The sequence below is a fragment of the Saprospiraceae bacterium genome (assembly GCA_016709995.1).
Classification (GTDB): domain Bacteria; phylum Bacteroidota; class Bacteroidia; order Chitinophagales; family Saprospiraceae; genus JADJLQ01.
Genome location: JADJLQ010000002.1, coordinates 814,675 through 838,618 on the forward strand (window position 1 = coordinate 814,675; position 23,944 = coordinate 838,618).

Annotated in this window: 18 protein-coding genes and 1 pseudogene; 14 read left to right on the forward strand and 5 right to left on the reverse strand. The window is 41.7% G+C overall.

Features of this window, described 5'->3' with window-relative positions; all coding sequences use genetic code 11:
* The first annotated feature begins 524 nt into the window (after positions 1–524).
* Genes IPJ09_17685 through IPJ09_17695 form a run of 3 tightly spaced genes read left to right on the forward strand, consistent with a single transcriptional unit; the run spans position 525 to position 3,153 of the window.
* Positions 525–1,442 (forward strand): sugar phosphate isomerase/epimerase, encoded by a 918-nt coding sequence (locus tag IPJ09_17685; GenBank protein MBK7373229.1) that lies wholly within the window; start codon positions 525–527, stop codon positions 1,440–1,442.
* A 5-nt stretch (positions 1,443–1,447) separates the two neighbouring features.
* Positions 1,448–1,903, forward strand: coding sequence for a DinB family protein (locus IPJ09_17690; GenBank protein MBK7373230.1), 456 nt, complete (start codon positions 1,448–1,450; stop codon positions 1,901–1,903).
* A gap of 26 nt (positions 1,904–1,929) precedes the next feature.
* On the forward strand, positions 1,930–3,153 hold the full coding sequence (locus IPJ09_17695; GenBank protein MBK7373231.1) for an MFS transporter: 1,224 nt from the start codon (positions 1,930–1,932) through the stop codon (positions 3,151–3,153).
* A gap of 44 nt (positions 3,154–3,197) precedes the next feature.
* On the opposite strand, the pseudogene IPJ09_17700 reads toward IPJ09_17695, so the two are convergent.
* Positions 3,198–6,472: pseudogene (locus IPJ09_17700) on the reverse strand (isoleucine--tRNA ligase).
* Between the two features lie 395 nt (positions 6,473–6,867).
* Positions 6,868–7,284 (reverse strand): DsrE family protein, encoded by a 417-nt coding sequence (locus tag IPJ09_17705; protein MBK7373232.1) that lies wholly within the window; start codon positions 7,282–7,284, stop codon positions 6,868–6,870.
* A 177-nt stretch (positions 7,285–7,461) separates the two neighbouring features.
* Between IPJ09_17705 and IPJ09_17710 the strand changes: the two genes are divergently transcribed.
* On the forward strand, positions 7,462–8,166 hold the full coding sequence (locus tag IPJ09_17710) for a hypothetical protein (protein MBK7373233.1): 705 nt from the start codon (positions 7,462–7,464) through the stop codon (positions 8,164–8,166).
* A 206-nt stretch (positions 8,167–8,372) separates the two neighbouring features.
* Here IPJ09_17710 and IPJ09_17715 read toward each other — a convergent pair whose 3' ends face one another.
* The gene (locus IPJ09_17715; protein MBK7373234.1) at positions 8,373–9,704 is read right to left on the reverse strand and encodes a hypothetical protein; all 1,332 of its coding nucleotides are present in this window, start codon (positions 9,702–9,704) and stop codon (positions 8,373–8,375) included.
* Positions 9,705–9,947: 243 nt separating this feature from the next.
* Here IPJ09_17715 and IPJ09_17720 point away from each other — a divergent pair, with 243 nt between their 5' ends.
* Positions 9,948–10,823 carry a hypothetical protein gene (locus tag IPJ09_17720; protein MBK7373235.1) on the forward strand — a complete coding sequence of 292 codons (876 nt, stop codon included), beginning with the start codon at positions 9,948–9,950 and terminating at the stop codon, positions 10,821–10,823.
* A gap of 213 nt (positions 10,824–11,036) precedes the next feature.
* Here the strand turns inward: IPJ09_17720 and IPJ09_17725 are convergent, their stop codons facing one another.
* Positions 11,037–11,237 carry a hypothetical protein gene (locus IPJ09_17725; protein MBK7373236.1) on the reverse strand — a complete coding sequence of 67 codons (201 nt, stop codon included), beginning with the start codon at positions 11,235–11,237 and terminating at the stop codon, positions 11,037–11,039.
* 275 nt (positions 11,238–11,512) lie between these two features.
* On the opposite strand from IPJ09_17725, the gene IPJ09_17730 reads away from it, so the two are divergent.
* The 9 genes from IPJ09_17730 (at position 11,513) to IPJ09_17770 (ending at position 21,106) form a co-directional block, all read left to right on the forward strand.
* The gene (locus IPJ09_17730) at positions 11,513–11,926 is read left to right on the forward strand and encodes an ankyrin repeat domain-containing protein (GenBank protein ID MBK7373237.1); all 414 of its coding nucleotides are present in this window, start codon (positions 11,513–11,515) and stop codon (positions 11,924–11,926) included.
* A gap of 19 nt (positions 11,927–11,945) precedes the next feature.
* Positions 11,946–13,049 (forward strand): DUF2911 domain-containing protein, encoded by a 1,104-nt coding sequence (locus IPJ09_17735; protein MBK7373238.1) that lies wholly within the window; start codon positions 11,946–11,948, stop codon positions 13,047–13,049.
* Between the two features lie 132 nt (positions 13,050–13,181).
* On the forward strand, positions 13,182–14,315 hold the full coding sequence (locus tag IPJ09_17740) for a DUF819 family protein (protein ID MBK7373239.1): 1,134 nt from the start codon (positions 13,182–13,184) through the stop codon (positions 14,313–14,315).
* A 115-nt stretch (positions 14,316–14,430) separates the two neighbouring features.
* Positions 14,431–15,078: a DUF47 domain-containing protein gene (locus tag IPJ09_17745; protein ID MBK7373240.1), complete on the forward strand. Its 648-nt coding sequence runs from the start codon at positions 14,431–14,433 to the stop codon at positions 15,076–15,078.
* Between the two features lie 6 nt (positions 15,079–15,084).
* Positions 15,085–16,074: an inorganic phosphate transporter gene (locus IPJ09_17750; GenBank protein MBK7373241.1), complete on the forward strand. Its 990-nt coding sequence runs from the start codon at positions 15,085–15,087 to the stop codon at positions 16,072–16,074.
* 196 nt (positions 16,075–16,270) lie between these two features.
* Positions 16,271–17,809 carry a GH3 auxin-responsive promoter family protein gene (locus IPJ09_17755; GenBank protein ID MBK7373242.1) on the forward strand — a complete coding sequence of 513 codons (1,539 nt, stop codon included), beginning with the start codon at positions 16,271–16,273 and terminating at the stop codon, positions 17,807–17,809.
* A gap of 252 nt (positions 17,810–18,061) precedes the next feature.
* On the forward strand, positions 18,062–18,745 hold the full coding sequence (locus tag IPJ09_17760) for an HAD hydrolase-like protein (protein MBK7373243.1): 684 nt from the start codon (positions 18,062–18,064) through the stop codon (positions 18,743–18,745).
* Positions 18,708–19,985: a hypothetical protein gene (locus IPJ09_17765; GenBank protein MBK7373244.1), complete on the forward strand. Its 1,278-nt coding sequence runs from the start codon at positions 18,708–18,710 to the stop codon at positions 19,983–19,985. Before IPJ09_17760 ends, IPJ09_17765 begins: the two co-directional genes overlap by 38 nt.
* Complete coding sequence (locus IPJ09_17770; GenBank protein MBK7373245.1) at positions 19,985–21,106, forward strand: TIGR03364 family FAD-dependent oxidoreductase; 1,122 nt, start codon at positions 19,985–19,987, stop codon at positions 21,104–21,106. The genes IPJ09_17765 and IPJ09_17770 overlap by 1 nt, the downstream gene beginning before the upstream one ends.
* A gap of 36 nt (positions 21,107–21,142) precedes the next feature.
* Here the strand turns inward: IPJ09_17770 and IPJ09_17775 are convergent, their stop codons facing one another.
* The gene (locus IPJ09_17775; protein MBK7373246.1) at positions 21,143–23,899 is read right to left on the reverse strand and encodes a hypothetical protein; all 2,757 of its coding nucleotides are present in this window, start codon (positions 23,897–23,899) and stop codon (positions 21,143–21,145) included.
* Positions 23,900–23,944 lie beyond the last annotated feature (45 nt).

Genomic DNA, 23,944 nt, shown 5'->3' on the forward strand with positions numbered 1-23,944 from the left:
TTGAGGTTTAATAACAAATGAAGTTAGGATGCCCATTAAAGTGTACTGGCACGTACTCTAACTATTGATCAAAAGCTGTCCAGGCCTGGAGAGCCAATGAGAGATGTAGTAAAGTCTTTAAAAATTACTTTCCGATGAGAATAAACTGGAAAGTTAATAAAAAGGGATAAAAAGGCGTTCCCGTAGTGTCATACAATGGTTTTTGAGGTTAAAAAGGGTAATTTTAGGACAACTCACTATAGAAATAAAGTTGTTAAGATTATTAACCAAGTTGGTTAAATAAAAGTTTCCTAAAGAGAAAAATAGTGCTCAAAGACTTATTATTTATCCAATAAATTCATTTTTATGGCAGCCGTGTCGAAATTCTATTACTTTATGATAACCCAATGATATACTAAAAAATATCACCTCAGGTATATCATCACAGCATAAAATTCGGCACATGTGATGATCTATATGTAGATGAAATTCAATATCTTCAATAGTATAAATAGTGTCCACAATCATTTTAAAAAAGTGACTCGATGAATAATAACAGACGAAAGGTTTTAAAAAGCTTGATGACCTTGCCTGCATTAGGGTTGGTTTCAACAGAGTTGACTTCGGGTAATAAAATTTTAAATGCTTCGCATAGCGCTATGATGCATCAGCGGTTAAAGTCCAGCCTAAATGGATTTTCATTCAATGCCCCATTGATGGATGGTTCGATGGATATTATCGATATGCTGGAGTTTTGTGCAGAGGTTGGGTTTGACGGCGTCGACATCACAGGATACTATTTTAAAGGATATCCACTGCCCCCTGAGAGGGATTATCTCTACTCCATCAAAAGAAAAGCCCATGCACTAGGCATAGAAATCAGTGGCACAGGCGTACGCAATGATTTTACGATCCCTGATAAAATACTTCGTGCCTCGGAGGTACAACGCGTACTCGCCTGGGTGGATGTAGCTGCCAGGCTTGGAGCCCCGGTGCTGCGAATATTCGGAGGACAAGAAAAACGCGAAGGCTATACACGTGCCCAGATCACCGAATGGATGCTGGAGGATATACGACGATGTGTGGAGTATGGCAAACAAAATGGGGTGATCATCGGATTACAAAATCACAATGATTTTATACTGACTTCTGACATCGTCAATGAATTTATGCAAGCTATTGTATCACCCTGGTTTGGATTGATTCTGGACACCGGAAGTTATCGCCAGGAAGATCCCTATAAAGCCATTGAAAAAAATATTGATCATGCTATCAACTGGCAGGTCAAAGAAAACATCTTCGTGAATGGCAAAGAAGTCGAAACCGATCTGCCAAGGCTATTTGCGATCATCAAAAAATCAAACTACCAGGGATACTTGCCCATCGAGACACTCGGAGCCGGCGATCCAAAAACAAAAATTACTGCCTTGTATAAAAAGGTAATGAAAGAAATGAATGCTTAATGGAAATGGATATTGTACAAGATCTCAAACTGAGCAAGTCACTGGTACTGCAACATTTTGACTTGCCCGCTACTGCGCTGCTATGGTCATATGGCGAAGGTAAATGGAATATCAGGCAATTATTGATCCATATCGTCGACGCTGAAACGGTATTGTATGACCGAATTCGAAGGATTATTTCAGAGCAACCTAATCCCCTGATATGGGCATTTGATCAGGATGCCTGGGCTGCTCATCTCGATTATCATACTTTTCCTTTGGAGATAAGCAAACAAATATTCACCGGAGTGCGGGAGGGCGTCATACACCTTGCAGAAAGATACTACGTATCCCATGGTGATCTGCCCTTCGTGCATAGTCAGACCGGGATCAGAACGCTGCGCGATGAAATGGATAAAGTCGCCTGGCATTGCAGGGGTCATTTGGCACAGATTGAAGTGGCTTTGGGGAGAGGCTTTTAATAATTGGTCATTGGGCACAATTTTACATGAACGATAAACCTTCTGCTTCTATCTTTCAACTTGCAGTCATCGTGAGTGCTTTGGGGTTTTTTGTCGATGTATATGATCTCCTGCTATTTGCTATTATCAGAAAACCTAGTCTGGCGGCCATCGGTCTCACTGAGTCCCAGGTGCTGACTGACGGTGAGTTTCTTCTCAGCCTGCAGATGGTGGGCATGTTGATCGGGGGTATCTTGTTTGGAATACTGGGAGATAAATTGGGTAGGCTTAGAGTACTTTTTGGATCCATCCTATTATATTCTTTGGCCAATATTGGAAATGGGATGGTCACCGATCTGTATCAATATTCGGTCCTACGTTTCTTAGCAGGAGTAGGTTTGGCGGGCGAACTGGGTGCAGGTGTGACCCTGGTCAGTGAACAATTGCCCAAAGAAAAAAGAAGCTTAGCCGCCGGATTCATTGCAGGGTTTGGGGTACTCGGTGCTGTGGCAGCTTTTGGTGTAAGCAAGTTATTTGATTGGCGAATATGCTATTTTATTGGAGGAGGTATGGGGATTGTTTTATTGTTGTTACGATTAAGAATTTCGGAAAGTACGATTTATCTCCAGGTAAAAAACACAGCGGTCCCCCGGGGTAATTTTCTGATGTTCTTTAATAACAGGCGTCGGTTTATACGGTATCTCCGATGTATCCTGATCGGCATTCCGGTATGGTACATCATTGGGATCCTGGTTACTTTTTCAGATCAGTTTGGTACCGCTTTTGGTGTGGAGGGTATTGAGCCGGGCCAGGCGATCATGTATTTCTACCTGGCTGTCGCTGCAGGCGATTATGTGGTCGGATGGATGAGCGAGCGGATCAAAAGCCGGAAGAGGACACTTTATATATTTTACTTGATCTGTCTTTTCTTCCTGATATTGTTTTTTACGCAGCACCATAATTCGGCAGCTTGGTTTTATACCTTGATTGCAGGCCTGGGATTTGGCGCTGGACTCAATGTGATATATCTTACTATGGGTGTCGAACAATTTGGAACCAATCTCAGAGCTTCCGCTGCAATCAGTATTTCCAATATGGTGAGAGGATCCACCCCTTTACTCATTATATTATTTAAATTTTTTCGCAGTGCTACGGGAGACTATGTCCAGGGAGCTATCCTTACCGGAGTCCTGGTGATGGGTATTGCAATCTGGGCATCTTATGGCATAGAGGAGACTTATGGTCGTGAGTTGGATTTCGTAGAAAAATGATTTAAAAAGCAAGATGATTCCTTAGTTGACTCATTCTATAATGCCTATGATACTTTCTCCAGCCCAATACCAACAGCCAACCCTTCTACCAATTCCGTCTTGTCCACGCCGGTCAACGGCTTCAACTTGATATCATCGGCAAGTACCTCGTTTTTGATATAGTCTGAAAACAGATTTAATGCAGGCAGGATAGTCTCTGTATGTTCTAAATACAAATGTATTCTATCAGTCACTTGAAGGTCACTACTCTTCCGTAGATTCTGCACCCGGTTGACGATCTCGCGCGCGATGCCTTCTGCACGAAGATCATCATTCAACTCGGTGTCCAGGGCTACAGTCAAAGATCCATCGTTAGCCACAAACCAGCCTGGCAGATCTTCACTGCTGATCTCTACATCTTCCAGCGTGATAGGATAATTACTTTCCTTGATCTCCAGGATGAAGGAATTTGTTTTTTCGAGAGACCGGATCTGATCTTGCGAAAAAGTAGCTATGAGATCAGCGGCTGCCTTCATGTCTTTACCTAACCTTTTTCCTAAGGTCTTAAAATTGGCTTTGATTTTTTTACTGATCAAGCCACTGGTATCGGTGATATACTCCAGGTTTTTGACATTGACCTCGGAAAGGATGAGGTCCTTGACCTGGTCGATCTGGGTGATAAATTTTTCATCCAGCACCGGCAGCAAGATGCGACTCAATGGTTGTCTTACCCTGAGTTTTTCTCTTTTGCGCAAGGACAGGACCAGGGAGCTGATGCGCTGCGCATAGTCCATGCGCTCTTCGAGACCTGTATTGATGGTAGCCTTCTCCGAGATAGGGAAATAAGCCAGGTGAACTGAGTCATGAGACTCCTGCCCGGTAGCAGAATTTAGATTCCGATACAACCAATCTGCAAAGAAAGGGGCCAGCGGCGCCATCAGTTTGCTCACGGTGATCAGGCATTCGTACAAAGTCTGATAGGCCGCTATTTTGTCGACGGTGTGAGTGCCATCGGCATTGAGCGAGGGTTTCCAAAATCGCCTTCGACAGAGCCGGACATACCAGTTGCTCAGATTTTCATCGACAAAGGTTTCTATCAAACGTGCGGCCACGGTAGGCTCGTATTCGGCATAAGCTTTGTCCACACCGGCGATCAGGGTATGCAGAGTGGAGAGTATCCATTGATCGATTTCCGGTCTTTCATGTAAAGCAATCGAAGGCTCCTGATGATAAAAACCATCTACATTGGCATACAGGAAAAGAATGAATAGGTATTGTATAGGGTTCCAAAAAACTTGCGCTTGGATTCTTCCAATCCCTCTATATCGAATTTGAGATTTTCCCAGGGATTGGCATTGGCGATCATATACCAGCGAGTCGCATCAGCACCATGTTTGTCCAGTGTCTCAAATGGGTCCACCGCATTGCCGAGTCGTTTAGACATCTTCTGGCCGTTTTTATCGAGCACGAGACCATTGCTCACTACATTTTTAAAAGCTACTGAATCAAAGCACATGGTCGCGATCGCATGCAGGGTAAAAAACCACCCACGGGTCTGATCTACTCCTTCAGCAATATAATCCGCAGGAAAGTTGGCTTTAAACTTCTCCTGGTTTTCGAAAGGATAATGCCACTGAGCATAAGGCATGGAGCCCGAGTCAAACCATACATCGATCAGGTCAAGTTCCCGCTTCATAGGTTGACCGGTAGCGGATATCAGCGTGATCTCGTCGATATAGGGACGGTGCAGATCGGTCGGTACGGTTTGATGTAAGTCCAGGGCTACATTGGCTTTATCTATCTCCTGTTGTAATTCTGCTATAGATCCTATGCAGATCTCTTCAGACTGATCTTCGGATCTCCAGATGGGCAAGCCAATACCCCAATACCTTGATCGGGAAAGATTCCAGTCCTGGAGGTTCTCCAACCAATTGCCAAATCGACCGGTGCCGGTACTCTCAGGCTTCCAGTTGATGGTCTTATTCAATGCGACCATCCTGTCTTTGGCTGCAGTAGATTTGATAAACCAGCTATCGAGCGGGTAATACAAGACTGGTTTGTCGGTGCGCCAGCAGTGAGGATAAGTATGTACATATTTCTGCACATTCAGCGCTTTATTCTCTTGTTTGAGTTTTACGGCGATGTCTATATCTACATTTTGATAGTTTGGATCATCCGTGTAATCTTTGACATACCGACCAGCGAATTCTCCTACCTGATCCGTAAACTTACCTTGTTTATCCACCAGGGTAAGAGAACCTATCCCATTGGCTCTGGCTACGCGCATATCATCCGCCCCAAAGGAAGGAGCCGTATGGACTACGCCTGTACCATCCTCTGTGGTCACAAAATCTCCGATCAGTACCTTAAATGCATCACCGTCTGTTGGTATGCCATAGGGAAATAATTGATGATATCGAATATCAGCCAATCCGGATCCTTTGAATGATGCTGATTGCTCCAAAATGGGCGCTTTGGTTTTTCCTCCAACCCAATTAGGTGCCAATACGGAAGCTATCACGATAGACATCGGCATATCAGTATAAGGATTATTGGTCTTGATCTTGACATAATCAATATTTTTTCCGACGGTCAAGGCAGTATTGGAGGGAAGGGTCCACGGCGTAGTCGTCCAGGCAGCTATGCGTACATCTTCGGTCTCTGTATCAAATAAAAAGGCCGACCGATCATCCCGAATCACCTCAAACAAGGCGACGATCGAAGTATCACTAACCTCTTTGTAAGTGCCCGGCATATTGAGCTCATGCGAACTCAAGCCAGTGCCCGCAGCAGGCGAGAAAGGTTGTATCGTATATCCTTTGTACAACAGACCTTTTTTGTATAAAATTTGCAGCAGATTCCAGACTGACTCGATATAATCATTTTCGTACGTGATGTATGGATGCTCCAGGTCGACCCAATAGCCGATACGACGCGTGAGTTCGTCCCACTGATCTTTATAGCGCAGTACCGTCTTGCGACAAGCGTGGTTATAATCGTCGATTGATATTTTTTTGCCGATGTCTTCTTTGGTAATGCCGAGCTCCTTTTCTACACTGAGTTCGATCGGCAGGCCATGAGTATCCCATCCACCTTTGCGCTCTACCCGCTCGCCTTTCATCGTATGGTAGCGGCAGAAAAGGTCTTTGATCGCGCGCGCCATCACATGATGGATACCGGGCAAGCCATTGGCAGAGGGTGGCCCTTCGTAGAATACAAAAGGTTGGCCATCAGCACGCTCTGCAATGCTTTTATTAAATATGTCGTTATTTTCCCAAAAGGACCTGACTTCGCGATCGATATCAGGCAGATTGAGGGATTTGTACTCGTTGTATGGCATAATTTAGGGCTGCAAAGATAGAGAAGATGAAGGACAATCGTCGAAAAGCTGAAAACAGAAAGATCCCTAATTGGTCTTTTGACTCTATCCGACATTCTCTGACGGACAGTTATTGAATTTGAAACTGGTATATTTTTTTGTGTTAACTTTCAATGCTTTCTTCATTGCAGCACATATCCGGATACTTGTCATAGAAGACCAAATAAATATGGGTAAATCAGAATTACTTAACAGGATTTAATAAACCATGCAGCGTTGTCTTCACTTTGGTTGCTTGTAACAAAAAATACGCAACCAATGGGTAGTGGCGAAGGTGAAAGGTATTCTAAAAATAAATTCTGATGGTAGACCGGCAATCAACTCATAAGCAGGGTGCGCCAATTCTTATGATAAATTTAATCTACGATTTTAATGTAACCATAACCGTCAGCTTGTTTACTAATTAATTCATAAATAGCATCAGGCACAGTAGTAACACCAGGCAATAACATATCACGAGCTACTTTATGCACTTTCATAGCTTGCTCACAGACTGCAAAGGTTACATTTTTTGAGCCAGCAAATTTTTCTACATCCATGGACACAGAAGATTTTTCCGTCTCCACCATATTTAATGATTTTCCATAAAACACTACCTCCAGTTTTGCGTCAGGATAAGATTCTAGAATACCTTTTATCCAGCGGATCACCCTTTTGTGCGTCAGGGTATCACCAGTAGTTAAGTCGAACACAACATTATATGGTTTGGGTTGTGAATACAAACTATAACTTGAAGCTACTAAAATGCATGCAATAAATAATATACGTTTCATGATAATATTTTTGATATTTAATAATCGAATTTTATTGAAAAACTGACTCCAATTTACAAAAGCCTTACTGCAAAATGAAATAAAAAAAATAGTGCCTCTATTAGTTTATTATCTGTTTTTATTGTATGTTTCTTAGTTTTTTTTTCAAAAAAATATTCTTCATTAAACCCAATTACTATGAAAATCTATCAAAAAAACAAAAACACAGACCGCCGTAAATTTTTAAGCTCCATTGCTACAGGGGCTGCTTCCATCGGATTGACGACGATGGTTCCTACCATGAACGCTTTTGCAAATTCAGAGACTGTTTTGCCTGCTGCACCTGGTGACCCTGTCGCATGGTTTGAAAAAATTAAAGGCACACAACGCATTGTTTTTGATGCGACACAACCGCATGAGATATATCCCTTTGCCTGGCCCAGGGTGTTTTTAATGACCAATGAAATGACAGGACAGAAAGCCGATGATTGTGGGGTGGTAGTCGTACTTCGTCATACTGCCATAGGTTATGCTATGGAGGACAGGCTTTGGGCTAAATACAATTTGGGAGAGGTATTTAAAGCAAATGATCCTGAAACTGGCAAGCCCGCTCTACGCAATCCTTTTTGGAAACCCAAAGCCGGAGCATTTAAAGTCCCAGGCATCGGCGAGGTATTAATAGGTATAAACGAGTTGCAGGCAAATGGCGTCATGTTTTGTGTCTGTGAAGCGGCAATGACTGTTTTTAGTACAGGAGTTGCAAAAGGCATGAATTTGGATGCCTCAGAAGTAAGAAAAGATTTTATGAGTGGGATACTTCCAGGTATCCAAGCTGTTCCCTCTGGCGTATGGGCTTTAGGCAGAGCCCAAAATAAAGGATGTGGATACATTTTCGCGGGATAATTAAAAAAGTCAAAAACATTATTATTTATTCGAACTCATTTGTAAATACCTACTAGTGAGTGCTAAATACCATTTAATGTATTCATAAAAATAAAGTGTCTTTGAGTTTTACCTTGAAGACACTTTATCTTTTTCAACAATTTTGGTGGGTAAAAACCTACTTCATCCTTCGGATATTTTGTACGCTTAAGATCCAGTGCTAATTTTCATTCATCAATACAAGCACTCCACCACATGATCTGTGCTTCCATTTCCTGTTCTGATTTAAACCGTGACGGATCGTAACAGCCAAGAGGAAAATTAGCTGTTCGAACCGGGCAACGATTACAGTGGGTACAGGGATTGGCAGCTTTGGTGCTTCCTGCTCTGAATTGTTGGATCAGGTCTACATTGGCGAGGAGTGGTCGTGCCATAGAGATCAGATCTGCTTTGCCATGAGTGAGCGTAGACTCTATAATATCACGATCCTGGTAGCCTCCGTTGGAAATGACCGGCAGTCCAACCTCTTGCTTAAATCGCAAAGCATCATCAGCTGATATAGCAGGAGTGTCCGACCAACCAATATTTGCGATAGGGTTTAGAATAAACTCGGGGATCAGATTAAACAATACTGCGCGCAAACCTGCTTTGATAGATAAATGTCTATTGGAATTGTAAAACATCTTCATCTCGTGTACGGGAAAAGAGCCCGGATTGCCTTTAGGATTGGGAAATCCATAGCCTTTATCAATGTGCAGGTAATCGATACCCAGGGCTTTGAGTTTTTGAGCGTAGTGAAGATTTTCCTCGATCGTATTGCCAAAATACCAATGTCTGAGCGGAAAGCGTATAGGTAGCCTCAAGTTTAATGGTTGGTAGTTATAATCCGCTGCCGATAGCCTGATACCGATGGGGAAATCATCACCCACTTTTTTTCTTACAGCCAGGATGATTTCTTCTAACAGTGTAAATCGTTTGTCTACCGTGCCACCATATTTATCTGTCCTGCGATTGATACCCGGATTCAAAAACTGGTGAATGACATACCCTTTGCTGGCAGTGATCTCAAGTCCATCTGCCCCTGCAGCACGCACCCGCCTGGCTGCTTCTGCAAAATTGGTGATGGTCATTTCGATCTCTTCGATGGTCATTGCCTTGTGCAGATTTTGATATCCATAAAACAAATCAAACAGTGTCGATGATGATTTGGCATCAGAGGCTTGAGCAAACAAACTAGTGTGCGTAGCTCCTCCCGTATCTCCGATCTGTACGATGTACCTGCAGTCATAGGCTTGTACCGCTTTGATAGCATCGGCCAGGGGCTTGATGTAACGATCATCGCTGAGCTTTGGATATTCCATGGGCGAGGTACGCTCATCATTGACGCTGATGGTTGCAGAGATGATGCCGGCCACATCGTGCTGGGCAAATCGTTTTTCAAAATTTTTAAAAGCAGACGATACGGTTCCATCATAAAAAGAGGTACGACCCCCGATAGAAGATCTGAGTATCCGATGTTTAAAATGTAGATTTTTGATTTGAAAAGGTTCGAAGATCATAGGATTAGTGATTGGCGTTTTTAAAAGGCTAAATTAGACGACCCATTACGATTCTCTGTCATTGCAAATAATTTTACACTTCTAGTTAAAAAAGAGACAAGTCAACGGATGCAAAACATGCTGATTGACCGTACTAATCTAGTTAATCTTAAACCGGACTTGACTACATTTTAAATAAAAATTGTATCATGCTGTTCAATAGGATATTCATGAAGCTGCTTACTTTTACCATTTCCTATACTTATGTTGCTTGCCTTTGTCACTGACTTCGAACACCCGGATCTGACTGAAGATGATGTTCTTTTGGCCCAATATTTATATTCTAAAGGATATCAGGTACATCCTGCTGTTTGGGATGATAACACGATTGATTGGACATCATTTGATTGTGTCATCGTGAGATCCCCCTGGGATTATTTTCACAAAGTGGACGCTTTTACTGCCTGGCTGGATCTGTTGGAAGAAAAAAGAATTAAAGTCTTTAATCCGATCTCTGTACTTCGATGGAATCACGATAAAAGTTATCTGCTTCGGTTGAGGTCGGAAGGGGTCCTCATACCTCAGTTCTATTATTGTCATAAAAATCAAACTTACTCGTTGAGTGAAATCCTCCACAATCATCAATGGTCTAAGGCGGTCATCAAACCTTCCATTTCCGGAGGGGCCTATAAAACCTGGGTAGTTGAACTTGCTACTATAGAGGCTCATACGGCAGATTTTGAAGATTTGCTCTTATACAGAGATGTGATCATCCAAAAGTATGCTCATGAGATCGTAGATCGCGGAGAAATCTCTATGATATACTTCAATAAAAAATTTAGTCACGCAGTTTGTAAAAAAGCCAAAGCAGGTGATTTTAGAGTACAGTCTGAGCATGGAGGGTATCACCAATCTTACACGCCTGATGTATCATTATTAAAAGACCTTGACACCATACTCGGTCTGATTACTGATCCGCTGTTATATGCCAGGATCGATGGATACCTGGATGATCAGGGCCGGTTTAATTTGATGGAGCTTGAGTTCTTAGAGCCTCTTTTGTTTTTTGATAGCGATTCCGGTGCTTGCCACAGATTTACCGCAGCTTTATCGCAAATGACTGAAGGCAGCCCAAATTGAAAATTGATTAAAAAGTGCTTGGCATAGGTAGGACCTACCTCGTACAGGTATTCTATAACGAATTAAAACCACCTATTTAGGCTCATTATTACTCAAATAGTACATATTTTGAAGCAATAAAAAGTCTAGCCTTGCCAAAAAACAAGAGCCGTTTTTGCCAGGTTTTTAAAAAATTAAAGGACCCTGGCTGGTAAAAAAGACTTAATCGTTGATTTAGAATGACTGTTTAGCCACACCGTCTTTGATCGCCTGGAGGGCTTTTTCTGCACCCATAAGACAGGTCAGTTTGTTACCTTTACCGTCATTGCCCTGGGCCATATAACCACCACGTGCAGTTTTAGTGATCACTGCGTCTTTCATTTCGACATTTTTTTCTTTGGTCTTCACATTGTATGCTCTGATTGGCTCTGCCATAAATATTAATTTTTTTGTTTAAGGCCGCAAAGATAAGGATAATTTGCCGCATAGACTAAATCATTTCGAAGATAGATAACTTTAGCAGATCGGTTAATATTTGGTTAAATACAGAGGATGTACGCTCTATCTGGTTGATATTCAGATAGCTTTATTATGTTTTTTCATTTTAAACTCATCCAATGAATCGCAAACAGTTTATCTATACGTTGGGCGGCACCATGAGTGCCAGCTTACTTTCTAGCGTCGTTATCGGGCAGCCCGAGCCTAAACCTATGGCGCTACCGGCTGAAAAAGTCAAAGAATTTGTAGGAGTATGTCATGCTGATCTCGACAAAGTCAAGGCTTTATTGACTGAAATACCTAATTTGATTTACTGTTCCTGGGACTGGGGAGGCGGTGATTTTGAATCAGGGATCGAGGCAGCCGGTCATGTCGGTCGGAAAGATATTGCTGCCTATTTGTTGGGCAAAGGAGCCAGAAGTAATATATTCTTAATGACGATGTTGGGCCAAACAGACATGATAGTCAATTATCTCAATGCGTTTCCGGAGCACCTGACTATGAGGGGCCCACATGGCTTTTCACTATTACACCATGCCAATAAAGGAGGAGAAGATGCATCACCGTTAGCAATAATTCTTCAGGAACGCGGGCTGAAAGACACAAAATTTAAACTATTTTCTTAACGATATACTCACGCTTACGATGAAAAAATATATATTAATAATAGCTATCATAGGTATAGCTGTATCTGCCTATGCACAGATGGATGTACCCGCTCCGGGAGGTAATCCGAGGGCTACGATAACGGAGACAATCGGCATTACCGATATTACCCTCTCTTATTCCAGGCCGGATGTGAGCGGTAGAGAAGGTAAGATCTGGGGCACACTTGTCCCTTATGGTTTTAGCACTTTTAGTTTTATCACCAATGGTCTCACTGCTCCCTGGCGCGCCGGAGCCAATGAAAACACCACCATTTCCTTTGAACATCCTGTTACCTTAGAGGGACACGAGGTGCCTGCTGGGACTTATGGTATCCATATGGCCATGTATCCTGACAGTGTAATTTTAATCCTGTCCACTAAAAGTGATGCGTGGGGAAGCTTTTATTACGAACAAAAGTATGATCAGCTCAGAGTGGCTCTCAAACCACAGATCAATGATAAAAATGTAGAGTGGCTCAAATATGAGTTTGTCGAACACCGACCTACCGGAGCTACGGTGACTATGATGTGGGAAAAAATGATTGTCCCTTTTAAAATAGAAGTGGATGTAGACAATATCGTCGTGGCCCGGCTGAGAGATCAGGTGACCAGTCAAAAAGGCTTCAATGCCAGCAATCTTTTACAGGCAGCTCAATACTGTATCAATAAAAATATCAATCTTGAAGAAGCACTCTCCTGGAGCCAAAAAGCTGTCAATGGATTTGGCAGTATCCGTAGCTATACTACATTAAGCAACCTGGCCAATGCTTATACCAAACTCAACAAAACTGCTCAGGCTGATTCAGTGATGAGTGAAGCATTGCCTATGGCCAATGTCAACCAATATGTAGCCTATGGTCGGTCACTTATCAGTCAAAAAAGGTCTGAAAAAGCGATGGAAGTAATGACTAAGGCTTTAGACAGGTTTGGTGATATCCAGGCGGTCAATACAGGATTGGCTTATACGTATTCCTCCAAAGCAAACTTTGCTAAAGCATTGGAATATGCCTACAAATCGCTATCTCAGGCACCAAATGAAAATGCAAAAAAAGCAGCACAGGCCCTCATAGACAAACTTAAGGACAAAAAAGACATAAACTAAGCACATAGAGATTTGGACTCAGTATAATCCAAAATTTTTGATCGAACGGATATATCTGTTTAAATATCATTATCCCACAGGTTCTTTTCTATAGAATAATTACCTTGTCGATGAATGACGGATCCTAATTTGTTGACTGCTATCGTAATCGTTGTATTTACAGTTGTGGCGGTTTATTGGCTGGATGTCCAGGAGGAGAAAAGAATAAAAAGTATACTGGATTGGTTTCCGGCTATCCTTTTTGCATACGTGATTCCTGCCTTGTGTACCCACCTATTTCATTTAGACTTATCTAAGGTGATCTTGCACACCTGGAGTAGAAATTATATCATTCCACTTGCGATACTCACGGTGATGAGTGCGATGTCTTTCAACCAGCTAAAACTAGTTGGTCTCAAACCGATCATCCTATTTGTCAGTGGGTCACTAGTCATAGCAATAGTCCCTGTACTCCTTGTCCTATTGGCTCAGTGGCCAGGAAGTGGCTTACATCAAATGATCATAGCGGATGGCTTGTGGAAGGGTATGGTACCCATCATAGGCAGTTGGATTGGTGGCAGTACCAGCCAGCTGGTTTTAAAAGAGGTGGTCGGGTGTCCCGACGGGCTATTTGTCACTATCCTGGTATTAGACAATGTGTTGGTCAATATCTGGACTATGCTGATGTTTCAATCGATCAAACAGAGTGACCGGCTTAATCAATTTTTTAAAATCAATGCTGAACGGCCGGCTCACAGTGAAGACCTTTTGTCAGGCCACCAATATTCACGCTACAGTATTTATCTGACCATAGGGGTTTGTTTGTTGGTGATACTTTTAACTGGCTGGTTATTAAAAGATTTCCTAACCATGATCATTATGGTATCTCTGATTGGTTTGATCCTTGGAAATCTGGTACCTGGCTGGCATCAACGGCTCGTCCTCAAATCTGGCGCCTTTCTGATCATCACCATCATGGCGATTCTCGGATTGAGACTGAAGTTTGATCAAATGAATATCCCACTCACCTTTATCCTTATAGTAGTTGGATGGCTGCTCATTCATTATCTTGTAATGATTTTAATCGCTAAAAAGCTCAATATCCATATGGCTTGGGTGCCGATAGCCAGTATGGCCAACGTAGGAGGTATCGCCACAGCTCCGGCAGTGACAGCAGCATATGAAAAAAAATGGATGCCTCATGCAGTGTTATTGGCTATCCTGAGTATGGTGACCGGTACAGCCTGGGGACTGGTAGCGATCTATTTGATCAGGATTATTGTCTGAATATGGTTTAATAATCAATGTCAAATGATAACAAATAGAAAAATATTATATCTTTCAGACTTAACATTACCTTAATATTGGTGGATTAATTTTGTAATAGAATCAAGCAAACTGTATGAATATCAATAAAATACTTACTTTTTTAGTCCCTAAAAACACTAAATTTTTTAGTCTGTTTTTTCAAGCAGGCAATAACCTCACTGAAGCTGCCGAGCTACTTGGCAAAATCTTTTCGAAACTCAGTTTTGACGAAAGACTGGAGCATACCAACGAGATGCATATGTTGGAAACAAAAGGAGATGATATAGCGCATGAGATATTTAGTGATCTTAGTGCGAACTTTATCACCCCATTTGACAGAGAAGACATCCACGAACTGGCCTCCACCTTGGATACTGTATTAGATACTATGGATGGCACCGCGAAAAGAGTAAAGCTATACCAAATGGACGAGGTAAGTCCTGCGATGGTGCAATTGGCAGACCTGGTGAAAGCTGCTGTCTTTGAAATCGTAGCCTCTATTAAAGCACTTGAAAATATCAATGATCCTGGTCGCGTACGTGAAGCAATCGGTCGTATCGATGAAATCGAAAAACATGCGGACAATATCCATAATGAGGCCATCGCTGAATTATTTAGAAGTGAAAAGGATGCTATCCAATTGATTAAAAAGAAAGAGATCATACAAAACCTGGAGAAAGCTGTAGACTTTTGTCTAGATACCGCGAATGTGATTGAGAGCATACTCATCAAAAACTCTTAAGCCTACATGACTACAATGCTAATAACGATCATTGTTTTTGCATTGATCTTCGATTTTGTCAATGGCTTCCACGATGCAGCCAACTCTATTGCGACAGTAGTGTCTACCAGGGTCCTGACACCACTGCAAGCCGTTTTGATGGCAGGTGGTGCAAACTTTCTTGCTTATTTTTTATTTGAATTAAAGGTAGCAGATACTGTGGCCAAGACTGTTCATGCGGAGCACATTACATTGATGGTGATTATGGCAGGACTTTGGGCAGCCATCATTTGGAATCTTTTGACCTGGTGGCTCGGCATTCCGAGTAGTTCTTCTCACACTTTGATAGGGGGATTCGCCGGAGCCGGCATAGCACATGCTGGTTCCTTCGACGCGATTTCTTTTGACAAAATCCGGATTATCCTTGTGTTTATAGTGTTGGCTCCTTTGATTGGAATGTTTGTGTCCTATTTTTTCTCTTTAGTTATGTTGTATTTGAGTTCCAGATCCAGTCCAAAAGAAGTCGACGGTGTTTTCCGAAAACTTCAAGTGGGTTCTGCTGCTTTTTTTAGTTTGATGCACGGAGGCAATGATGCACAGAAAGTAGTCGGCATCATAGCTGCTGCGCTTATTGCACAGGGACACATCACGGATTTGCATCATATTCCTTCCTGGGTACCCCTGGCATGTTACACAGCCATTGGACTTGGTACCATGATGGGTGGCTGGAGAATAGTAAAAACGATGGGTCACAAGGTAACTAAATTGACTCCATTTGAAGGATTTGCAGCGGAGACCAGTGGTGCCCTTACACTTTGGTTGACTGGTAGATATGGTATACCAGTGAGTACCACGCATACGATCACTGGTAGCATCATCGGAGTAGGTATGATCAAGCGTGTCAGTGCGGTAAGATGGGGTGTCACTATTAGCTTGATGTGGGCATGGGTACTGACTATTCCTATCTCTGCGCTCATGGGAGCTTTATTTTATTTTATCGGCAGCCAGTTTCAGTAATTTTCATTTTTTAATATTTTCAGTTCTGTTATTAGACCTTCGAGTCAATGCAATGTCGAGAACGGTACTCTTCTGTTGAAAGCAGATACATTAAGCCAATATTAATAAGAAAAAGAAAACATCATAATTACTTAAACTAAAAGTATCGTATACCAGAACCCAATCAATCTACCTTGCATGAAAAAAAATAAACGACATGTCATTGGTAGGTCAGATATTGCATACCGGGATTAAGCTCAGTCCGAAAAAACCTTTACTCCAGCTTTCTCCCAAACAACAACAAATCAAAGTGCTACACCGGCTATTGCGGACAGCACAAAATACAGACTTTGGAAAACGATATGACTTTGAAGACCTGACCCGTATTAAAGACCCAAGAGCAGAATTCCGTCAATGGATACCGATTTATTCATATGATAAAATGTATTCTAAATGGTGGCATAGATCTTTGCAGGACGAACCCAATGTCACCTGGCCAGGCATCATACCGTATTATGGAGTTTCCAGCGGCAGTACTCAGGCGGCGAGCAAATATATACCGGTCACTCATGAAAGTTTACATTGCTGGAACAAATCGGCTCAGCGACTCTTTTCATCTCTCAGCCAATATCCCGAGATCACGCCTCAACAATTGGGCAGGCAGTCCCTCATGGTTGGAGGTACCAGCAAATTGACCAGGGAAGGCCAACACTTGTATGGTGACAACAGCGGTATCATGGCATTAAATCGCCCATACTGGTTAAAATCTTTCTACAAACCCGATGCTGATATATTAGAAATTCCAGACTGGAATGATCGGGTCAATGCAATCGTAGCCAAAGCTTCTTCCTGGGATATTGCATTTTTAGTAGGCAATGTAGCCTGGGTACAACTCATCCTGGAGAGAATTATCGAATACCATGGAATAAAGCATATTCATAAATTATGGCCCAACCTTACCATGCTTATGCATAGTGGTATTTTCTTAGAACCTTACCGTGAATCATTTGAAAATACGTTGGGTAAACCCATATCGTATATCGATACTTATGCCGCTACCGAAGCATTTATCGGATATCAAGATCAGCCCAACGACCGATCAATGAAACTTGTGCTGGACCAGGGAGTGTACTATGAGTTCGTACCTTTCGATCAAAAACATTTTGATGAAACAGGAAATTTGATTTCGAGCTTCGTAGAAACTATACCAATAGAATATGTTGAAGAAAATAAGCCGTATGCCATATTAATATCTACAACCTCAGGCGCCTGGCACTATTTACTTGGAGATGTCATCGTTTTCACAGACAAACAAAATTGTAGAATAAAAATAACCGGCCGTACCAAACTACAGCTCAATCTTACCGGCGAACATCTCACTGGAGAATTAATCACAGGTGCCATCCAGCACCTCAACCAATTATTTCATCTGGACCTGGTTGAATATACCGTTAGCGGCGAAAAACATGAAAGTCATTTTGCTCATAAATGGTACCTCGCCACCAACAAACCTGTTGATAAAAAAAAGATTTGCACTGCTATAGATGAGTACTTAAAAACAAATAATGATGACTATAGTGTGCAGAGGACTGCTTTGTTGAATAATATATCTGTTGAACTGGTTCAAAAAGGATCCTTTTATGGCTGGCTCCATTCAAGAGGTAAAATGAATGGCCAGGCGAAAATACCTTGTGTATTGAGTGAAGATTTAAAACATAGCTGGTTGGAATATCTGCACAAGAATCTCATTAATTAAAATACCGAATAACCAAAATTTGTGCGAGTACGCACCGAGGTAATAGAATTCACAGCTGTTCAAAAATTAATTAGAAATAGGAATAAGAAATCAATTTATTTCATTTTCCCTGGGATCCGGGCATTAAGTAAGAATTTATTAATCCCGGATATAGCCTATGCATATATTCAAATATTAACCCAAGGATAATATTAGTTTCTCCCTGAGTTTAAATGCCTAGGAGACATTTACATTAAATTAAAATGTATACTTATGGAAGATAAAAAAATCAAGTTATGCATATTCGATTTGGCTGGCACACTGGTACAGGATAAAAATTACGTTAGAAAGATCTTCATACAGGCTTTTAAGAAATATGACATCGTGGTTACCGCGGAGGTGGTAGATCGATGGATGGGATTTGAGAAAAAACTGGCCATAGACTCTATCCTTAACGAAATCAATGTGAAAGGGCGAAAAAAATTGGTCACTACCATTCATCACACTTTTACACATATGATGAATGAATATTATTCCCACCATGTCAAATCCATAGCCTATGCTGAAGCCACACTGAAAAAATTAAAAGCAAAAGGATTAAAATTAGCAGTCAATACAGGGTTTGGAAAAGAGACGCTTCATCTTATTCTTGAAAGTTTAGGATGGTATGGATATCTCGATGCCTATATTTCATCTGATCAGGTAGTAGCTGGCAGACCCCATCCATACATGATTAATTATATAAAAAAAACTGCCAAAATATCTGATCCATCTCAAATAGCCAAAATAGGAGACACGCCTTCAGACCTTCTTGAAGGCCAACGATCAAAATGTGGTCTTAACTTAGGTATCTGTTCCAGAAATTTTCCTTTGGAAGAAATGAAAAAATATCCGCATACACATCTCGTCAACAATCTCCGTGAAGCCGCAGACATCATTTTGGCTCACACTGCCTAACCCTAAGCTGATCAATAAGCTGGCACCTGAGTTGATCGCTGCTCTTGCTGCGGCCAGTGTCTACTGTGCGATGTATGCCTTTAGAAAACCATTCACTATGCTCACTTTTGAACACGTGAATTTTTTGGGTGTAGGTTACAAGATTTGGTTGATTACTGCCCAGTTATTAGGTTATGCGCTGAGCAAAACCATAGGCATCCGGGTAATCAGTGAAATGAAAGCAAACAGCCGGATGGGCATCTTATTTTCATTGATTGGTGTGGCGTGGTTTTCATTATTTCTCTTTGCCATTTTACCTCCTCCCTGGACTATCTTGTGTATGTTTATGAATGGTATTCCCCTGGGATTGATCTGGGGGATCGTATTCAGCTATTTAGAAGGGCGTACTACAACCGATTTGTTAGCTGCAATCCTGGCCAGCAGCTTTATTTTCTCATCAGGATTTGTGAAAAGTATAGGTGGCTTGCTATTACAATCAGGCAGCGCGCCTCAATGGATGCCATTTATGACCGGTGCCCTTTTTGTATTGCCACTAATCATAATGATGTGGGTCTTGAATAAAATTAATCCCCCGGACGAAACGGATCTAATGCAACGAAGCAAAAGAGTTCCTATGAACAAATTGGAGCGGAAGAAGTACTTAAAAGAATGGAGCCGCGTCCTTATCCCACTTATATTTATTTACATTTTTTTTACCATTCTACGGGATTACCGGGACAGCTTTACTGCAGAAATATTCGCGGAGATTAAAGATGCTAAGCTATGGTGGATAACACAAAGTGAACTGTATATCAGCATGATCATATTGGCAGTGTTGGGAGGCTTTATTTTTTTAAAAAATCATTTTAAAGCTTTAATCTGGGTACATATACTGATGATCACAGGATTTATTTTGGTGATTGCTTGCACGTGGTTTTTTAGTCAGGGCAGGATACCCGGCATCCTTTGGTTCATTATAGCAGGGATGGGTGTATTTGCAGGATATATACCTTTCAATTGCATCTTGGTGGATCGGTTAATCGCTTTGATAAATCATCCGGCTAATGCAGGATTTATCATGTATCTATTGGACTCCTGCGCCTATGCAGGCACGATACTTATTTTATTTTTTAAAGAGTGGTCAGGCCTAGAGATTTCTCCATTAAATTTTTTCATGAATTTATGTTATATCCTTGGATGGAGTGGAATACTTCTGGTAACTGCTTCGCTCCTTATTGTTTTCAAAAAACTTAGCATCTGATGTCAAAAACAGCAATTGTAGTAGGCGCCGGTATCACAGGGCTGGCTACGGCATATAAACTCATTTTACAGGGCTATCAAGTCACTATACTCGAAAAAAGTTCAAGGGCTGATGGGGCTTCCATTAGAAATTTTGGAATGATTTGGCCGATAGGTCAGGCATCCGGCGACCACTACCAACTGGCCCTGGAATCCAAAAAAATTTGGATCGATCTGAGCCACAAAGCAGCCTTCGATCTCAATCCAAACGGATCATTGCATCTAGCCTACCATGAGGATGAAAAATCAGTCTTACGTGAATTTGTAGAAACTCATCGTGATCATAGACCTGTGGTCTGGCTTAACCCAAATGACCTGGCTCAAAAACATCCATCAGTCAATCACCACGGTCTAAAAGGTGGAATGTATAGTGCGGATGAAATGTTGGTAGATCCAGTAGAGGCAATCCAAAAAATTTCATTTTGGTTGCAAAACACAGGCCAGTGTGTATTTCATTTCAATACACCGGTCGTTGCTATTGAAGGCAATATTTGTACGAGCCCTGGCAAAAAACACCAGGCAGATCAAATATTTGTTTGCACAGGAAGGGATATAGATCTTCTTTTCCCGGAGATATTAAAGACACAGGGAGTCTTGTGTGAACTCCAAATGATGCGCACCGATACGCAACCTGAATTTTTCTCTATGGGACCTTCCATGTGTGGAGGGTTAACACTGATTCATTATCCTGCATTTAAAAATCTTGAAACCTTGTCCGAACTGCAGATTAGATTGTTGTCAGAGTATCCTCACCTTATCGCTAACGGAATTCATGTGATGGCAGCACAAAATCACCACGGAGAGATTGTCATTGGAGATACTCACCATTATGCTCCACACTTTATGCCGTTTATTGATCAACGATTGAATAAATATATACTTGAATATCTAAAACAATTTTGCGTGCTTCCGGATTACACGATAAAAAATTATTGGAAAGGCCAATATTACAAATCAACAGGTGATCATCCTTATTTTATATCCCGGGTCAGTCCTCATTGTGTATTGATCAATGCCTTTGGAGGCAATGGAATGACGCTTTCATTTGGTGTCATCAGCACGCTATTAGAATCGATAATATAGAAATGGCTATTGATCCCCTGACAGGTAGGTCAATGGCTATTGATGATATTGTTTCATCGATGTTCTGATAAAATCTTCGTCATCCAGTCTAGGGCCTTCTGTCATGGCCTTCCAGTCAAATGCTTTATCAAAAGGCGTAAGTGCTTTACGGGGATTAAAGATCAAAGTATCGACCATCAATGCGTCATAAGGAGTGAAATCAGGTCTCTCTGAAAAACAATCTCCCAGATCAGTGGCGCCTGCATCATATTGATTGAGGTAAGGGATCTTCAGTACATTCCAGAAGGTTTTGAAGATACTACCGAAACTGGTATGGGTATGACTGACATAATCTTTTTTGGCATACGGAGATATCACCAGCAGAATACTGCGGTGCGCATCGATATGGTCTCGTCCGTCCTGGGAGTCATCTTCCGTCACGATGATAGCCATCTCTTTCCAATAAGGTGTATGTGAAAGAAACTCTACCAGTCGACCCAGGGCCAGATCATTATCTGCCATATAGCTTTCTCTAAAAGGGAATCCGGCATGTGCTCGTTCGCCTGCCCCATGATCATTGGGTAAGGAGAAAGTTAATAACGATGGAAGGTTCTGATCCTTGCTCCATTTTTCATTATAGTCTTCGATAAAAGCATCAATTCTAAACTGGTCAGGTATAGCCATATTATAAGTAGCATATCTGTGAGATGTCCTGGTGTACAATGGACCTGGCAATGGATAATTGACTACATAACGAACACCTCCATATTTAAAAGTGGTATCAGAGAAAGATCCTGCATCAAATTCGACCCCGAACCCAAAATTGAAAAACTCTTTATGATTGCGATGCATATGATCCCAGATAGATCCATCCTGGTTATAATCCTCCGGATAGATTGCACCAGAAGCACCGGTCATGCCAAATCGTCCCGGGGCATTACTATGATAATCCAAACTACGCTTACCTCCGTAGGCGGCAGCAGTATGAGTCTCCAACCATTCGTTGGGATAGGTACCCACCAACCACCTATGGCCATCAGCTGAGTGATCCGAGTCTACATAAAAATTATCGCCTGTGCTAAATCTTTTTGCGAGAGCAAGGTGATTGGGCATAACAGTCGTCGAGATGACAGAGTCGGTTTTTTTACGATTTGCAAAAGAAACATTGTGGCCATAACGTGCCAGTTCAGGATCCCCTTTTCCTTTGGTTAGCTGACCAAATACTTCATCATAGGTCCTGTTTTCTTTTGCCACAAAAACAAAATATTTTATTGGACCTATTCCAGGAGAGGTGTTATCTGCTGGAATAGGGTGTCCGGGTATACGGCTGATTTTTGATTTTACAAAATTGTTTTCCATCACCTGTGCGGAATATGTATTTAAATCATTGTCTTGCGGAATATCAAGGGTAGTCACTGAACCTTTCATCAATGACCCAATGTAATCACCTTCTGGTCCTTTTTGATAATTGGCTCCTCCATTGGGTCCGCTTCCGAAACCTTTGGCATTAGCGACGATCAATTTATTTAGGGTCGGATGCACTTGTAACTTGGAAGGAAACCAACCTACAGGCAGGTGACCGATCAACTTCAAAGAAGGGACATCGATGATACCCACTGCATTGATACCGGCTTCTGCTACATATAACCGTTTTGCTTCACGATCCAAGGCCAGTCCAAAAGGAATGATTCCATTAAAAGCGTCCATAGCAGGATCAATACCCAGCCTAATGTTTTGAATCATGGTGTCTTGCCTGGCATCAATCACCGTTATGCAATCATGACTGCCATTGCTGACGAATACATATTGATCACTGGCCACGATAGAGTTTGGGCTACTCCCACCTACGGCTGGAATATCATCGATTTTTTCACCGACCAAAAAGCCTGTTTTAATTTTCGTGGGTTCTGGATTTTTAGGGTCATTCACATTATATATCCAAACTGAAAAAGCCTCCTCACTATTCATCTCACCCAGTCCTTTGATGTCGGTGGAATCGTTTTTAATACCATGGATCATATCGTCAGAACCATAAGCAAAAGCAGGAAAGTCGATGGATTTCTGTTTATAATTGGAAGTATCAGCGTTATTGACAAAACTGTATTCAAACATCCCTACATTAGCGACATACATCTTTTTTTCATCTGGTGAAAGCGAAATCCCAAATGGATATCGGCCGGTCCTCCGGTTTCCGATGACTTTTTTTGCCAGCAAGTCCACTTCAACAATTCTGAATCCGATTTGATCTACGGCGTATATTTTTTTGCCATCACGAGTCATTACCATATCACCGATGTAACCATCGTTGTAGCTAAATCCTTGTTGTTTTGAACTGCAGGATATTTCACCCAACTTCTCACCGGAATCTACATCAAACGAAAATATTTTATTTGTTTGACCTCCAGCCACGTAGATCACTTTATTATCAGGTGAAATCGCCAACCCCATAAAAACCGCGGAGAGCAGGTCATCATCCGTGTTGGCTGATTTGGGTATCTGCATGGTTTTCATCGAATCAGTAAATGGGTATTTAATCACTGTGATTGAAAAAGGGTTGGTGCCAGAATTGGCGGTCACTGCCAGGCTTCCATCTCTGGACAAAATCAATCCATAAGGGTGTGGGGCTATGCGCGTAGTTTTACCCATGGGCTTGACCAAACGACCATTAGGGATGATGGCTTCACGATCATTCAGATAACAGTACTGATCAACCGCCGGAGCAGTAAAAGTCGTGGTAACCGTCATAGATTCTTTTTCTTTACATCCAAAGTAAAAAAAACATGCGATCATCAAGGCTGGAAATAACTTTTTCATAAAAGAATTGAATTTTGGAACACCTATTTTTCTATCTAAGGTTAA

What these genes read in the sequence shown, in the direction of transcription:
- IPJ09_17685 (MBK7373229.1), top strand. Translation starts at nt 525, where the DNA reads ATGAATAATAACAGACGAAAGGTTTTAAAAAGCTTGATGACCTTGCCT.
- IPJ09_17690 (MBK7373230.1), top strand. Translation starts at nt 1,448, where the DNA reads ATGGATATTGTACAAGATCTCAAACTGAGCAAGTCACTGGTACTGCAA.
- IPJ09_17695 (MBK7373231.1), top strand. Translation starts at nt 1,930, where the DNA reads ATGAACGATAAACCTTCTGCTTCTATCTTTCAACTTGCAGTCATCGTG.
- IPJ09_17705 (MBK7373232.1), bottom strand. Translation starts at nt 7,284, where the DNA reads ATGAAACGTATATTATTTATTGCATGCATTTTAGTAGCTTCAAGTTAT.
- IPJ09_17710 (MBK7373233.1), top strand. Translation starts at nt 7,462, where the DNA reads ATGAAAATCTATCAAAAAAACAAAAACACAGACCGCCGTAAATTTTTA.
- IPJ09_17715 (MBK7373234.1), bottom strand. Translation starts at nt 9,704, where the DNA reads ATGATCTTCGAACCTTTTCAAATCAAAAATCTACATTTTAAACATCGG.
- IPJ09_17720 (MBK7373235.1), top strand. Translation starts at nt 9,948, where the DNA reads ATGTTGCTTGCCTTTGTCACTGACTTCGAACACCCGGATCTGACTGAA.
- IPJ09_17725 (MBK7373236.1), bottom strand. Translation starts at nt 11,237, where the DNA reads ATGGCAGAGCCAATCAGAGCATACAATGTGAAGACCAAAGAAAAAAAT.
- IPJ09_17730 (MBK7373237.1), top strand. Translation starts at nt 11,513, where the DNA reads ATGGCGCTACCGGCTGAAAAAGTCAAAGAATTTGTAGGAGTATGTCAT.
- IPJ09_17735 (MBK7373238.1), top strand. Translation starts at nt 11,946, where the DNA reads ATGAAAAAATATATATTAATAATAGCTATCATAGGTATAGCTGTATCT.
- IPJ09_17745 (MBK7373240.1), top strand. Translation starts at nt 14,431, where the DNA reads ATGAATATCAATAAAATACTTACTTTTTTAGTCCCTAAAAACACTAAA.
- IPJ09_17750 (MBK7373241.1), top strand. Translation starts at nt 15,085, where the DNA reads ATGACTACAATGCTAATAACGATCATTGTTTTTGCATTGATCTTCGAT.
- IPJ09_17755 (MBK7373242.1), top strand. Translation starts at nt 16,271, where the DNA reads ATGTCATTGGTAGGTCAGATATTGCATACCGGGATTAAGCTCAGTCCG.
- IPJ09_17760 (MBK7373243.1), top strand. Translation starts at nt 18,062, where the DNA reads ATGGAAGATAAAAAAATCAAGTTATGCATATTCGATTTGGCTGGCACA.
- IPJ09_17770 (MBK7373245.1), top strand. Translation starts at nt 19,985, where the DNA reads ATGTCAAAAACAGCAATTGTAGTAGGCGCCGGTATCACAGGGCTGGCT.
- IPJ09_17775 (MBK7373246.1), bottom strand. Translation starts at nt 23,899, where the DNA reads ATGAAAAAGTTATTTCCAGCCTTGATGATCGCATGTTTTTTTTACTTT.